The following is a 13,530-nucleotide window of genomic DNA, read 5'->3' as shown; positions in this document are numbered from 1 at the left end:
CGTCCCGGTGACGCCGCGTTCCGCGGGCCGCGGGGATCAGCCCCCGTGGCCGTGGCGCTGCTCGTAGGCCCGCACCTGATCGATGTCGATCATGCTGGTGTCGAAGAGGCTGGTCTCGTCGAGCTGCTGTTGCGGCTGCTGCTGGTAGTACTGCTGGGGCTGCTGGTAGTAGCCGTCCTGCTGCTGTGCGTAGCCGTAGGGGTCGTGCTGCTGCGCGTAGTAGGGGTCCTGCGGCACCTGCTGGGCGTAGGCGTAGGGATCGTGCTGCTGCCCGCCGTCGTAGGGCATCTGCTGCTGCGCGTAGTAGGGATCCTGCGGCTGCGCCGGGCTGTAGGGGGGCTGGGGCGGCTGCACGGGCTGCGGCGGCCGGGGCTGCTCCTCCTGCGCCGCCGCCGGCTCGGTGTGCGCGAGCCCGGCCAGATAGTCGGCGTCACTGGTGTGCCGCACGAAGCCCTCGGCACCGTCCTGCGCCGCCATGTGCGCGGCCAGCTCGTCGATGGGCTCATGGCCGTGCAGCTTGAGCCGGCCGCGCCCCACGGCCTCCAGCGTCTTGGTGAGCACCGCCGAGACCGACCCGAGCCGCGCCTCGACATAGCTGTCGGCCCGGCGCTGCAGCTCGCGGGGGTCGCCGGTGCGCTCGGGCGCCTCGTGCGCGTACTCCTCGTGCCACTCCTCGGCACCGGGCCCGCTGCCCAGCAGCTTCTCCCGGCCGCGCTCGACGGAACCGATGGTCTTGGAGAGCACGGCTTCGAAGTTGGCGAGCTTGCTGTCGACGTAGTCGTCGGCCTCGACCCGGATCTCGCCCGCCTCCCGGCGGGCCTCGGCCAGGATGCGGTCGGCCTCCTCCTGCGCGCGCCGGGCCACTTCCGTACCGGCCACCAGCGCCGCGCGCTCGCCCTGGGCCGCCTCGATGACGCGCTGGGCCTCCTGGTGGGCCTCGGCCACCACCTGCTCGCGGCCGCCGATCACCTCGCGTGCCTCGGCCAGGGAGCCGGGCAGCGCCTGGCGCACCTCCTCGAGCATGGCGAGCAACTCGGCCCGGTTGACCACGCAGGAGGCGGACATGGGCATCGAGCGCGCGCCGTCGACGGTCGCCACGATCTCGTCGAGTTTCTGCTGTACGTCCACGCAGGTGACTGTACGACCCGTGGGCGCGGGCCTGTTACTCCTTCCCGGAAGCCGGCCGGTCCGGGCAGGTCAGCGCCGTCCGGCCGGGACCGTCCGCTCCCGGCCGGGGTCGCGGGGCCGCGGCCGGGGTCGCGGGCCCGGACCGCGTCAGGGCTGGGTGAGGCGTTCGGCCAGCGCCCGGTCGACGGCCTCCGGAACCAGGTGGGAGACGTCGCCGCCCCAGGTGGCGACCTCCTTGACGAGGCTGGAGGAGAGGAAGCTGTAGGTGGGGTTGGTCGGGACGAAGAGCGTCTCGACCCCGGAGAGGCCGTTGTTCATCTGGGCCATCTGCAGTTCGTAGTCGAAGTCGCTGACCGCGCGCAGCCCCTTGACGATGGCGGGGATGTCCCGCTCCTTGCAGAAGTCGACCAGCAGCCCGTGGAACGCCTCGACCTCGACGTTCCCGAAGGCCTCGGTGACCTGGCGGATCAGATCGATACGCTCGTCGACCGCGAAGAGCCCCTTCTTGGATTTGTTGATCATCACGGCGACGTGCACCGTGTCGTACAGCCGGGAAGCGCGCTCGATGATGTCGAGGTGGCCATTGGTGATGGGGTCGAACGACCCCGGGCAGACTGCGCGGCGCACTGGCACTTCCTCGCTCTCCTCACGGCGGGCGCGGGGCCCTGCCTCAGGTGATCTCAGCATGACGCGGGAGTAACTTCCCGCGCGGCGGCGCGACCGTACCAAAGCGTTCCCTCACCGTAGCGACGGGATCTGAGTCCCTCGAAACCCTCCGGCCAGCGGAAATCGCCGCCCCTGGTGCTGCGCTCCACGGTGGCCAGCGCGGCGGGCGCCAGCCAGCCCCTGACCCGGAGTGTGAGGAGTGTCTCCCGCAGCTCGTCGTCGGCCATCGCATACGGCGGATCGAGAAAGACCAGGTCGAACGGGGTCGAGGGCGGTTCACCCGCGAGCACCTGGGCCGCCTTGCCGGAGCGCACCTCGGCCCCGGGCAGTCCCAGCGCGTGCACGTTCTCCCTGACGGTGCGCACCGCACGCGGATCCGCCTCGACGAGCAGCACCTGCCCGGCTCCCCGGGACAGCGCCTCCAGGCCGACGGCACCCGAGCCGGCGAACAGGTCCAGCACCCGCAGGCCCTGCCAGCCCGCGGCGCCGCCCAGCTGGGACTCCCAACTGGAGAACAGGCCTTCGCGGGCCCGGTCGGAGGTCGGGCGGGTACCGGTGCCCGGCGGGACGGCCAGCCGTCGCCCGCCTGCGGCTCCGGCGATGACGCGGGTCATGGGTGCGGATCCTCTGTGTGGGGTGCGTGCTCGGCATCAGGATCCCATGCGGGGTCCGGCACCGCGTGGCCTCGGTCAGCCCTTGTCGAGGAACTCCTCCCGCTCCTCGTCCAGCAGCGCGTCCAGCGCGGTGCGCAGCTCGGGGTGGTCCGCCAGCTCCGGGTCGGCCGCGACCAGCGCGGTGGCCTCGTCGCGGGCCGCGGCGATGATGTCCTCGTCGTCGATGACGGCGAGCATCCGCAGCGAGGAGCGCACGCCGGACTGCGCCTGGCCCAGGACATCGCCCTCGCGGCGCTGTTCGAGGTCGATACGGGAGAGCTCGAAACCGTCGAGGGTGGCCGCGACGGCCTCCAGCCGGGTCCGCGCGGGGGACTCCTGCGGCATGTCCGTCACCAGCAGACACAGCCCCGGCGCGGTGCCCCGGCCGACCCGGCCGCGCAGCTGGTGCAGTTGCGAGACGCCGAACCGGTCGGCGTCCATGACCACCATGCCGGTCGCGTTGGGCACGTTCACCCCGACCTCGATGACGGTGGTGGCGACCAGCACGTCGACCTCGCCCGCGGCGAACCGGCGCATCACCTCGTCCTTGGCCTCCGGCTGCATCCGCCCGTGCAGGGCCGCCACCCCCAGCCCGGCCAGCGGACCGGAGGCGAGCTGCTCGGCGACGTCCAGGACGGCCAGCGGCGGACGCTTCTCCTCGCTGTCGGCGCCCTCGTCCTCCGCGGAACCGCCCGGCTCCTCCTCGTCGGCGGCCCGCTTGCGGCCGCCCCCCTTGCCTCCCGCGTCCTCGTCGTCACCGATCCGGGGGCAGACCACATAGGCCTGGTGACCCGCCTCCGCCTCCTCGCGCACCCGCTCCCAGGCGCGGGCGAGGAAGTGCGGCTTGTCCCTGACCGGGACGACGTGGGTGGCGATCGGGGACCGCCCGGCGGGGAGTTGGTCCAGTACGGAGGTCTCCAGATCGCCGAAGACGGTCATCGCGACGGTCCGCGGGATGGGGGTCGCCGTCATGACCAGCAGATGCGGAGTGCGCTTCTCCCCCTGGGCCCGGCCGCCCTTGGAGCGCAACGCGTCCCGCTGTTCGACGCCGAAGCGGTGCTGCTCGTCCACGACCACCAACCCCAGGTCGTGGAAGGCGACCTTGTCCTCGATCAGCGCGTGGGTGCCCACCACGATGCCCGCCTCGCCGGTCGTCAGGTCCAGCAGGGCCCGGCGCCGGGCCGCGGCGCCCATCGAGCCGGTCAGCAGCACCACCTTGGTGCCCTGCTCGGCGCCGCCGAGCATGCCGCCCTCCGCGAGTTCGCCCATCATCTCGGTGATGGACCGGTGGTGCTGCTGGGCCAGCACCTCGGTGGGCGCCAGCATCGCCGCCTGGCCGCCCGCGTCGACGGTGGCGAGCATCGCCCGCAGCGCCACCAGCGTCTTGCCGGAGCCGACCTCGCCCTGCAGGAGCCGGTGCATGGGGTGCACGGTGGCCAGATCGGCGAAGATCTCCCGGCTGACCTCGTGCTGCCCGTCGGTGAGCGTGAACGGCAGCCGCGCGTCGAAGGCGTCCAGCAGCCCGCCGGCGGCCGGCCGGCGCGGCACGGCGGGCAGTTCGGTCTCCTTGGCACGGCGCCGGGCGAGGGCGACCTGCAGGACGAACGCCTCGTCCCACTTGAGCCGGGAGCGGGCCTCGGCGATGTCCGTCCGGCCCCGCGGCCGGTGGATCTTCTCCAGCGCCTCGGGGAGCGGGACGAGGCCGCGCTGCGCACGCAGCGGCTCGGGCAGCGGGTCGGCCAGGCCCTGCCAGGAGGTGGCCTCCAGTGCGTCGAGGACGGTGCCGACGGACTGCTCGATGTTCCAGGAGGAGAGCTGCTTGCACGCCGGATACAGCGGCAGCACGGCGCCCGCGAACCGGGCGACGGCCTGCTCGTCGCTCTCCTCGTCCAGGAGCTTGTAGTCCGGATGGGAGAGCTGGAGCTTGCGGTTGAAGACCCCGACCTTGCCGGCGAACAGGCCGCGCTTGCCGGGCAGCAGCTGCCGCTGGTGGTAGTGGACCGAGCGGCCGAAGAAGACGAGCTGGAGCCGGCCGCTGCCGTCGGTCAGTGTGACCTCCAGGCGCTGGCCCCGGCCGTGGTTGAACTTGTGCACGCGGGCGTCGTGGATCCGGGCGACGACGGTGACGTGCTCGTCCAGCGGCAGCTCGGACAGCCGCGTCAGCTCGCCGCGCTCGGCGTACCGGCGCGGGTAGTGGTGCAGCAGGTCGCCGACCGTGCGCAGCCCGAGGTGCTCGGCCATCGCCTTCGCGGTGTTTCCGCCGAGCAGCGCCTTCAGCGGCTCCTGGAGGGGTTCGCTTCGCCTGGTTTCTGTCGAGGGCACGGCTCCATCCTGCCGGACGGGGGTGACAGGGCCGGTGCCACGCGCCAGGCGCACGGACGGCGGCGGCTATTCGACCCCGATGAGCAGCTGCGCCTCGTGCTGGCGGCCCTCGTGGACGACGGTGTCGACGGCCAGGTGGCGCTCGCGTACCCGGCGCTCCAGCGCCGCGGCGAGCCCCGCGGGGGCGTCCGCGCCGAGAACGAGGGTGACCAGCTCGCCGCCCGCCGCCAGCATCCGGTCGAGCACCTCGGTGGCGACCTGTCCGGTCCCGCTCCCGATCAGCGCGACGTCGCCGTCCACCAGGCCGAGCACGTCGCCCCGGCGGCAGATCCCGGCGCTGGTCCACGAGCGGCGTTCGGCGACGGTCACCTCCCCGTAGCGGGTGGCTCCGGCGGCCGAGGTCATGGTGACGACGTCCTCGTCGAAGCGGCGGTCCGGCTGGTGCACGGCCAGCGCCGCCAGGCCCTGGACGGCGGCGCGGGTGGGGATGACGGCGCACCGGATACCGGCAGCGCGTACGGCGTCGGCGGCACGGGCGGCCATGGGGTGGAGTCCGCTGTCGTTGGGCAGCAGGGCGACCTCGCCCGCTCCGGTCGCCCGCACCGCGGCCACCAGTGCTCCCTCGTCGAGGCCGGCAACGGCTTCGGCGTCGTCCTCGGCGGCGGACAGCACCACGGCGCCGGCCTGCCGGCAGAGCGCGGCCAGCCCCTCTCCCGGCACGACGGCGACGACGACCCGCGCCCCGGAACCGGGCGCCTGCCCGGTCCCGTCCGCGGCGCACTGCGGACCGCCGGGTACGCCGTGCCCCGCCGCGTCCCCGGCCGTCGGCAGGTGGGTGATCCGGATGCGGTGCGGACGCCCCGCGGCCAGGCCCGCCTCCACGGCGGCCCCGGCGTCGGCGACGTGGACGTGGACGCTCCACAGCCCCTCCCCGCCGCCGACGACCAGGGAGTCGCCGAGCGGGTCCAGCCGGGCCCGGAGCGCGTCGACGGCCGCGGGGTCCTCGGCCGCCAGCAGGTACATCACCTCGAACTCGGGGCGGCAGGGCGCCTGCGGCATGCCGTCGGCGGGCAGGGCCGCAGGCGCGGCCGGAGAGGCTGCCGGAGCCGCCGGTTCCGCAGCAGCCGTGAACGCCGCTCCGGCGGCCGCTGCGGGTTCCTCGCCGGGTACCTGCTCGCCCAGTGCCGCCCACAGCGCGGTCAGCAGCACGGTGAGCCCGAGTCCGCCCGCGTCCACCACACCGGCCCGGGCCAGCGCCGCCAGCCGGCCGGGGGTGGCGTCCAGCGTGCGGCGCGCCGCGGCCGCGGGGTCCTCCCCGGCCTCGGCCGCCGCGGCGGCGGCCTCCGCCACCGTCAGCATCGTCCCTTCCACGGGGTGCGCGACGGCGGCGTACGCGGCGGACGCGCCGCCCCGGAGCGCCCCGGACAGCCGCTCGGCGGGGGCGCCGGCCCTCTCGTCGAGTCCCCGTGCCATGCCGCGCAGGTACTCGGCGAGGATCGACCCGGAGTTGCCCCTCGCGGCCAGGAGCGCGGCCCGCGCCATGGCGTGCAGTGCGGCTCCGGCGCCCGGGTCCTCGTCCGCGTCGCGGGCGGGGAGCGCCTCGCAGGCCGCTTCGAAGGTGAGGCACAGGTTGGTGCCGGTGTCGCCGTCCGCGACCGGGAAGACGTTGATGGCGTCCATCCGCGCGCAGTGGGCGCGCAGCGCCTCCCGGCCCAGGGCGCACCAGCGGCGGACCGCGGCGGCGGCGAGCGGTTGCGGCACGTGCGGGACCTCCTCCAGAGTGCTGCGGCCGGGGTGCTTCGGCCGGGGCCGGGCGGCCGGTGTCCGGCGCCGGTCCGCCGGGCGGCGGCGCTGCCGGAAGGCTAGTGGGAGTCCGGACGGAATCCCAGGTCGGGACCGGAGCGGGGGCCTGGGTTTCGCTGTTCGAGACCGGCCGTTGTATGCTGCTCCGGTTGCCTGTTCCGGACGTTTCTCTCCGACGGGCGACGATCCCCCTGGCACAGCCGGTCATCTTGGTCTGCGTCGCCGGGATTCACCGTACGTGCATCTGAAGTCTTTGGAGTGACCCGTGGCTGCGAACTGCGACGTCTGCGGCAAGGGGCCGGAGTTCGGCAACAACATCTCCCACTCGCACCGCCGCACCCGCCGTCGCTGGAACCCGAACATCCAGCGCGTGCGTGCCGTGGTCGGCGGGACGCCGAAGCGCCTCAACGCCTGCACCTCGTGCATCAAGGCCGGCAAGGTGTCGCGCTGACGTCTTCGACGTAACGCAGCGCGGCTCACGCCGACAGCCGAAAACAGGAGCCGGCCCGCCTCGTGCGGGCCGGTTCCTTGTGCGTTCCGGTTGTGTTCCGGGCGTCCGGTCCGGGTTCCGGCATCGATTCCGGGACCGGGGCGCCGGGGCCGGCTCCCGGCATCGGCTCCGGGCTCCCCGCGTCACACCGGACGGGCCGGGGGTGCGGCACGGGGAGGGTGCCGGATGCCGGGCGGCGCCGGCGGCTCAGTCCCGTCCGCGCAGCCGCCATCCGTGGTCCACCGGTCCCAGTCCGGCGCCCAGCGCGAAGCCCGCCGCGATGGCGCCGGTCGTGTACTCCTTGGCGGCCCGTGCGGCCTCCGGCACCGGCAGCCCCCGGGCCAGGTAGGAGGCGAGCGCGCTGGCCAGCGTGCAGCCGGTGCCGTGCGTGTGCCGGTTGTCGTACCGGGGGGCGCGCAGCCAGTGCTCCTCGGTGCCGTCGGTCAGCAGGTCGACGGCTTCGCCGGGCAGATGACCGCCCTTGATCAGCGCCCAGCGCGGTCCGTGCTCCAGCAGGGCGGCCGCGGCGTCGCGCAGCCCCGCCTCGCCGGTGACCTCGATGCCCGTCAACTGCGCGACCTCGTCCAGGTTGGGCGTGACGACGGTGGCGACGGGCAGCAGCCTGCCGCGCAGTGCCCCCACCGCATCCGCGGCCAGCAGCGGGTCCCCGTGCTTGGAGACGCCCACCGGGTCGACGACGACCGGCGCCGCGGCGTCGGCCAGCAGTGCGGCGACGGTCTCCACGAGGGGCGCCGAGGCCAGCATGCCGGTCTTGACCGCCTGCACCCCGATGTCTTCGGCCACGCTGCGGTACTGGGCCCGTACCGCCTCCAGGGGCAGCTCCCAACTTCCCTGCACGCCGAGCGAGTTCTGCGCGGTGACGGCGGCGATCACACTCATACCGTGGGTACCGAGCGCCAGCATCGTCTTCAGGTCGGCCTGGATACCGGCACCGCCGCCGGAGTCGGACCCGGCGACGGTCAGCACCCGGGGCGGCGCGGCACCGGTGGGATTCACATCGTCCATGGTGCGACGGTACTCAGCGGTCCGCGTCGGGCGAGAAGTGGTCCCAGCCGCCCGCCTTCGCCCAGGGGGCGCCGTCCACGGTGACCCGGGGCCGCGCGGAGGCGCCCTGGACCGCGCCGATGACCCGCCAGCGCGCGGGGAGCTTCTGATCGCGCGGGAAGGTCGCGACGATGGCGTGGTCCTCTCCTCCGGTGAGCACCCACTGGAGCGGGTCGACGCCGACGGCCTGCCCGATGTCGGCCATCTGCGCGGGGACGTCCAGGTCGGCCGAGCGGATGTCGATGCGCACCTTGCTGGCCTCGGCGATGTGCCCGAGGTCGGCCACCAGGCCGTCGCTGACGTCGGTCATCGCGGTCGCGCCGAGGCCGGCGGCCGCGGGCCCCGCGTGGTAGGGCGGCTCGGGCCTGCGGTGCGCCTCCACGAAAGCCCGGGGGGAGCGGAAGCCCCGGGAGAGCACCGCGTGCCCGGCGGCGGACCAGCCCAGCCATCCGGTGACGGCGACGACGTCTCCGGCCCGGGCCCCGGCGCGGGTGACCGGCTCCCGGTTGCGCAGGTCGCCCAGCGCGGTGATGGAGACGGCGATACTGTCGCCGCGCACCACGTCGCCGCCGACCACGGCGGAGGCGGCGACCTGGGCCTCGTCGCGGATGCCGTCCATCAGTTCGGTGGGCCAGTTGGCCGGGAGGTCCACGGGGACGATCAGCCCGAGCAGCAGCGCGGTGGGGACGGCGCCCATGGCGGCGATGTCGGCGAGATTCTGCGCTGCGGCCTTGCGGCCCACGTCGTACGCCGTCGACCAGTCGCGCCGGAAGTGCCGCCCCTCCAGCAGGATGTCGGTGCTGGCCACGACCCGCCGGTCCGGCGCGGCCACCACGGCGGCGTCGTCCCCGGGGCCGATCCGGACAGCGGGGGTGGTGGTCAGCCGGGATGTCAGCTCCCGGATCAGCCCGAACTCCCCCAGTGCGCCCACCGTGCCCGGCATCCGCCCCCGCGCGGGGCCGTGGGGGGCCTCCACCGCGGGTGTGGGTTCCGACGCGGTACTGCCGTTCACATCCCGCATTGTCCTGCCCCTTCACTCACATCGCTCATCGTGCACTCCCGTGTCTCGCCCACCCGCCCGGGGTGCGTGTCTCCTGGTGCGCCGCGGCGCGTTCCGCCGGGTACCCGGGTACCCGGCGCCACGAGGGCGGCCCGGTGGTCTCCCGGCGGGGCAGGTGACGCGGTACGGTGGCGTCTCTCTCGCCCCGCATGATCCTCGTAGCCCCCGAGGAGGTTCCGTGGTACAGGCGTACGTCTTGATCCAGACCGAGGTCGGCAAGGCTTCGACCGTCGCAGAGATCGTCTCCAAGATCCCGGGCGTGATCCAGGCCGAGGATGTAACGGGTCCGTACGACGTGATCGTGCGTGCCCGCGCGGAGACGATGGACGACCTCGGACGCATGGTGGTCGCGAAGGTCCAGCAGGTTGAGGGCATCACCCGCACCCTGACCTGCCCCATCGTCCATCTCTAGTCCCCCGTATGCTCGCCCGGTGAGTATGCGACGCCGGACTGCTTCCTCTCGTTCCTTCTCCACCGCCCCGCTCGCGGCGGTGGCCGCGCTGGCGTCCCTGGTCACGGCAGCCTGCTCGGGCACCGGCGAGGCGGGCCCCACCCCGCCCAGCCCGTCCGGCAAGGCGGCGAAGGCGTGCCGGTCACTGCACGGCGCGCTGCCGGAAAGGGTTCACGACCAGCGACGCGGCCGGGCCGACCAGGTCTCCGACTTCACAGCCGTCTGGGGCGATCCGGCCATCGCGCTGCGCTGCGGAGTGCCCGAACCTCCCGTGCTCACCCCCGGCACCGAAGAGTACAACCCCACCGCCGAGGTGGCCGAGGTGAACGGGGTCTCCTGGCTGCTGGAGAAGCGGGACGACGGCTACCGCTTCGTCACGACGGGCCGCGTCGCCTACGTCGAGTTGACGGTGCCCGGCGACTACGGGCCCGAGGCCGAGGTGCTCCCCGACCTGGCGGACGCCGTCAAGCGCACGGTGCCCACGGCGCGGGACGCGGCGGACGGCGCCGGGAACTGACCACCCGGAGGCCCGGCCCCCCGAAGGTCTCTCCTGCACGCCCGCCCGGGTTGCGGGCGCGCCGGGCGGCTAGCGCAGGCCGGTGGGACGGTCGAGGGCGCCCTGGATGAGGCGGTCGACCAGCTCGGGATAGCTGACCCCGGCCTCCTGCCACATCCGGGGGTACATCGAGATGGGGGTGAAGCCCGGCATGGTGTTGATCTCGTTGATGACGAACTCGCCGTCCTCGCGCAGGAAGAAGTCGGCCCGCACCAGCCCCTCGCAGGAGGCGGCCTCGAAGGCCAGGACGGCCAGCTCCCGCACCCGCTCGGTCTCCTCCGCGCTCAGCGGGGCGGGGACGATGCCGGAGGCGGAGTCGATGTACTTGGCCTCGAAGTCGTAGAAGTCGTGGTTGCTGACCGGCGGGATCTCGGCCGGGACACTGGCCCGCGGACCGTCCTCGAACTCCAGGACACCGCACTCGATCTCGCGGCCGCGCAGCAGCGACTCCACGATGATCTTCGGGTCGTGGCGCCGGGCGGTCTCCACGGCCTCGTCCAGTCCTCCCAGGTCGGAGACCTTGGTGATGCCCATGGACGAGCCGGCCCGCGCGGGCTTGACGAAGACCGGCCAGCCCTGTTCGGAGGCGAAGTCGACGATCTTCTTGCGCGCCGCGGCGGGGTCGCGCTCCCACTCCCGGGGCCGGACGGTGACGTAGGGGCCCACCGGCAGCCCGAAGGAGGCGAAGATCCGCTTCATGTAGTCCTTGTCCATGCCGACGGCGGAGGACAGCACGCCGGAGCCGACATAGGGCACCCCCGCCAGCTCCAGCATCCCCTGCAGGGTGCCGTCCTCGCCGTAGGGACCGTGCAGGACCGGGAAGACGACGTCGATCTCGCCCAGGGCCTTGGGCACCTGTCCGGGCTCGGTGTGCACGACCTCCCGGCTGCCGGGCGAGACCGGCAGCAGCACGGCGCCGGTGTCCGAGTCGGCGACCCGCTCCACGGTGGGCAGCTCGCGGCCCTCGACGGCCATCCGGGCCGGGTCGTCTGCCGCCAGGGCCCAGCGGCCGTCCGCGGTGATGCCGATGGGCAGCACCTCGTACTTGTCGCGGTCGATGGCGTCGAGCACCGCGCCGGCCGTGAGGACGGAGATCTGGTGCTCTGAGTTGCGTCCGCCGAAGACGACGGCGACTCGGGGCTTGGGGGCGGGGCTCTGGCTGCTCATCGCTGGGACTTTACCGCGTCGTACCCCCGGCGCCGAGGCGGTGGCCCCTCGTGGCGCCGGGCGCCGGACCTGCCCGCGCGGGACCGCTTCGGTGCGGTCAGCTCCGTTCGGCCTTGGCGCTGCGGGACATCAGCTCCTTGAGCGCCACGTGCGGGGGCTTGCCCTCGTGGACGATCTCCACGACCGTCTCGGTGATCGGCATCTCCACGCCGTGCCGCCGGGCGAGGTCCAGCACGGACTGGCAGGACTTGACGCCCTCAGCGGTCTGCTCGGTGACCGCGATGGTCTCCTGGAGGGTCATGCCGCGGCCGAGGTTGGTGCCGAAGGTGTGGTTGCGCGACAGCGGCGAGGAGCAGGTGGCCACCAGGTCGCCCATGCCCGCGAGGCCGGCGAAGGTGTGCGCCTCGGCGCCCATCGCCAGGCCGAGCCGGGTGGTCTCGGCCAGGCCCCGGGTGATCAACGACGCCTTGGAGTTGTCCCCCAGGCCCATCCCGTCGGCGATGCCCACGGCCAGCGCGATGACGTTCTTGACGGCCCCGCCCAGCTCGCAGCCGACCACGTCGGTGCTGGTGTAGGGCCGGAAGTACGGGGTGTGGCAGGCGCTCTGCAGGGCCCGCGCAGCCTCCTCGTCCGCGCAGGCCGCGACGGCGGCCGCCGGCTGCCGGGCGGCGATCTCCCGGGCGAGGTTGGGACCGGTGAGCACGGCGACCCGTTCGGCGGGGACGTCGGCGACCTCCTGGACGACCTCGCTCATCCGCTTGGCGGTGCCGAGTTCGACTCCCTTCATCAGCGAGACGAGTACGGTGCCGGGGTGCAGCAGTTCCCGCCAGGACTCCAGGTTGGCGCGGAGCGTCTGGGCGGGGACGGACAGGACGGTGAACTCCGCGTCCCTGGCGGCCTCGGCCGGGTCGGTGGTGGCCCGCACTCCGGCGGGCAGTTCCGTCCCGGGGTGGTACCCGGGGTTGCGGCGCGTGGTGTTGATCGCCTCGACGACCTCGGGCCGGCGTCCCCACAGGGCCACCTCGACCCCGGCGTCGGCGAGCACCATCGCGAAGGCGGTCCCCCAGGAGCCGGTGCCGAACACGGCGGCCTTCCTCCGGCGTTCCTGCTGCGGCCCGTCGTGCCGGCTCACGCGTTCGTCTCTCCCTCTGCCGCCTCGGCCGCGGCCGGTGCTCCACCGGCCGGTTCGTGCTGTCCGTCGGTGTGCGCCTCCTGCCCGTCCTTCCGGACGGCGCGCTGCTCGCGCCGGCGGGCCGCCGCCTTGCGCATGTCGTACCGCTCGGCGGGCGCGGGCTCGCCGCGGACGACGGCGAGCTGCTCGCTGACCGCGTCCATCATGACGTCGGTGACCTCGCGGAGCACCTCGGCGGTGGGCTCCCGGTCGTAGAACGCCGAGAGGTCCAGCGGCGGGCCCGCCTGCACGGTGAGCGTCTTGCGGGGGAAGAGCCGCAGCTTCTTCTCCTTGGCGTACGGCGGCATCGCGAGGTTGGCGCCCCACTGTGCGACCGGGACGACAGGCGCCCTGGTCAGCAGCGCGACCCTGGCGGCGCCGGTCTTGCCGGCCATCGGCCACATATCCGGATCGCGGGTGAGGGTGCCCTCGGGGTAGAAGGCCACGCACTCGCCCTTCTCGATGGCCTCCACGGCGGCCCGGAAGGCGCCCACCGCGTCCGCGGACTCGCGGTAGACGGGGATCTGCCCGGTTCCGCGCATCACGGCGCCCACGAAGCCGCCCTTGAACAGGCCCACCTTGGCCAGGAACCGGGGGACCCGGCCGGTGTTGTACTGGTAGTGCGCGTAGGAGAGCGGGTCGAGGTACGAGTTGTGGTTGACGACGGTGATGAAGCCGCCGTCCTGCGGAATGTGCTCCATTCCGCGCCAGTCCCGTTTGAAGAGCAGGATGAGCGGCGGTTTCGCCAGAACCGCGGCCAGCCGGTACCAGAATCCGATCTTTCTGGGTTTGCCGTCACTCCCCGGCACTGCGCGCCCCCTTCGGCCCGGCCTCTCCGGCAGGTGGTCGCGGGGTCGCTCCCGGCGCGGACACGGTTTGGCGGGACACCCGGACACCATCTCCTTAGGGGGCTCCTTGTGGGGCCCATCCTCTGGGGGCACATCGACAACCGCACAAGTGTCGCCGCGGACTGCCTCGCTGTCGAGCACACTGTCCGT

The 13,530-nt window shown here is 73.6% G+C and carries 13 protein-coding genes; 3 read left to right on the top strand and 10 right to left on the bottom strand.

Annotation, left to right across the window (positions count from 1 at the left end; genetic code table 11):
* Positions 1–36: 36 nt before the first annotated feature.
* The 5 genes from ACFYMO_RS14390 to ACFYMO_RS14370 form a co-directional block, all read right to left on the bottom strand.
* Positions 37–1,128 carry a cell division initiation protein gene (locus ACFYMO_RS14390; RefSeq protein WP_366770206.1) on the bottom strand — a complete coding sequence of 364 codons (1,092 nt, stop codon included), beginning with the start codon at positions 1,126–1,128 and terminating at the stop codon, positions 37–39.
* 147 nt (positions 1,129–1,275) lie between these two features.
* A complete protein-coding gene (gene coaD, locus ACFYMO_RS14385; protein WP_366770207.1) occupies positions 1,276–1,755 on the bottom strand; it encodes a pantetheine-phosphate adenylyltransferase in 480 nt (159 codons plus the stop codon).
* Positions 1,756–1,808: 53 nt separating this feature from the next.
* Positions 1,809–2,408: a 16S rRNA (guanine(966)-N(2))-methyltransferase RsmD gene (gene rsmD, locus ACFYMO_RS14380; protein ID WP_366770208.1), complete on the bottom strand. Its 600-nt coding sequence runs from the start codon at positions 2,406–2,408 to the stop codon at positions 1,809–1,811.
* 75 nt (positions 2,409–2,483) lie between these two features.
* Positions 2,484–4,688, bottom strand: a complete 2,205-nt coding sequence (gene recG / locus ACFYMO_RS14375; RefSeq protein WP_388546588.1) for an ATP-dependent DNA helicase RecG — start codon at positions 4,686–4,688, stop codon at positions 2,484–2,486.
* A gap of 147 nt (positions 4,689–4,835) precedes the next feature.
* Complete coding sequence (locus tag ACFYMO_RS14370; protein WP_388546450.1) at positions 4,836–6,530, bottom strand: DAK2 domain-containing protein; 1,695 nt, start codon at positions 6,528–6,530, stop codon at positions 4,836–4,838.
* A 307-nt stretch (positions 6,531–6,837) separates the two neighbouring features.
* On the opposite strand from ACFYMO_RS14370, the gene rpmB reads away from it, so the two are divergent.
* Positions 6,838–7,023: a 50S ribosomal protein L28 gene (gene rpmB, locus ACFYMO_RS14365; RefSeq protein WP_016470082.1), complete on the top strand. Its 186-nt coding sequence runs from the start codon at positions 6,838–6,840 to the stop codon at positions 7,021–7,023.
* Positions 7,024–7,269: 246 nt separating this feature from the next.
* Here the strand turns inward: rpmB and thiD are convergent, their stop codons facing one another.
* Both thiD and ACFYMO_RS14355 read right to left on the bottom strand, forming a co-directional pair.
* Complete coding sequence (thiD, locus tag ACFYMO_RS14360; RefSeq protein ID WP_388546446.1) at positions 7,270–8,088, bottom strand: bifunctional hydroxymethylpyrimidine kinase/phosphomethylpyrimidine kinase; 819 nt, start codon at positions 8,086–8,088, stop codon at positions 7,270–7,272.
* A gap of 13 nt (positions 8,089–8,101) precedes the next feature.
* Positions 8,102–9,070 (bottom strand): thiamine-phosphate kinase, encoded by a 969-nt coding sequence (locus ACFYMO_RS14355; protein ID WP_366770320.1) that lies wholly within the window; start codon positions 9,068–9,070, stop codon positions 8,102–8,104.
* Positions 9,071–9,365: 295 nt separating this feature from the next.
* Here ACFYMO_RS14355 and ACFYMO_RS14350 point away from each other — a divergent pair, with 295 nt between their 5' ends.
* Together ACFYMO_RS14350 and ACFYMO_RS14345 are read left to right on the top strand one after the other, a co-directional pair.
* Positions 9,366–9,599 carry an Lrp/AsnC family transcriptional regulator gene (locus ACFYMO_RS14350; RefSeq protein ID WP_019355801.1) on the top strand — a complete coding sequence of 78 codons (234 nt, stop codon included), beginning with the start codon at positions 9,366–9,368 and terminating at the stop codon, positions 9,597–9,599.
* Between the two features lie 25 nt (positions 9,600–9,624).
* Positions 9,625–10,155, top strand: a complete 531-nt coding sequence (locus ACFYMO_RS14345; RefSeq protein WP_366770321.1) for a DUF3515 domain-containing protein — start codon at positions 9,625–9,627, stop codon at positions 10,153–10,155.
* Positions 10,156–10,224: 69 nt separating this feature from the next.
* Here ACFYMO_RS14345 and ACFYMO_RS14340 read toward each other — a convergent pair whose 3' ends face one another.
* The 3 genes from ACFYMO_RS14340 to ACFYMO_RS14330 all read right to left on the bottom strand — a co-directional run bounded on the left by ACFYMO_RS14340 (position 10,225) and on the right by ACFYMO_RS14330 (position 13,341).
* The gene (locus tag ACFYMO_RS14340) at positions 10,225–11,361 is read right to left on the bottom strand and encodes a D-alanine--D-alanine ligase family protein (protein WP_366770212.1); all 1,137 of its coding nucleotides are present in this window, start codon (positions 11,359–11,361) and stop codon (positions 10,225–10,227) included.
* Positions 11,362–11,458: 97 nt separating this feature from the next.
* On the bottom strand, positions 11,459–12,493 hold the full coding sequence (locus tag ACFYMO_RS14335; protein ID WP_366770213.1) for an NAD(P)H-dependent glycerol-3-phosphate dehydrogenase: 1,035 nt from the start codon (positions 12,491–12,493) through the stop codon (positions 11,459–11,461).
* Positions 12,490–13,341 carry a lysophospholipid acyltransferase family protein gene (locus tag ACFYMO_RS14330; RefSeq protein ID WP_366770214.1) on the bottom strand — a complete coding sequence of 284 codons (852 nt, stop codon included), beginning with the start codon at positions 13,339–13,341 and terminating at the stop codon, positions 12,490–12,492. The genes ACFYMO_RS14335 and ACFYMO_RS14330 overlap by 4 nt, the downstream gene beginning before the upstream one ends.
* Positions 13,342–13,530: the final 189 nt, after the last annotated feature.

The organism is Streptomyces sp. NPDC007025 (genome assembly GCF_042869455.1).
Taxonomy (GTDB): domain Bacteria; phylum Actinomycetota; class Actinomycetes; order Streptomycetales; family Streptomycetaceae; genus Streptomyces.
Note: the sequence above shows the minus strand (reverse complement) of the source record. Positions and strands in the feature narration are given on the sequence as shown.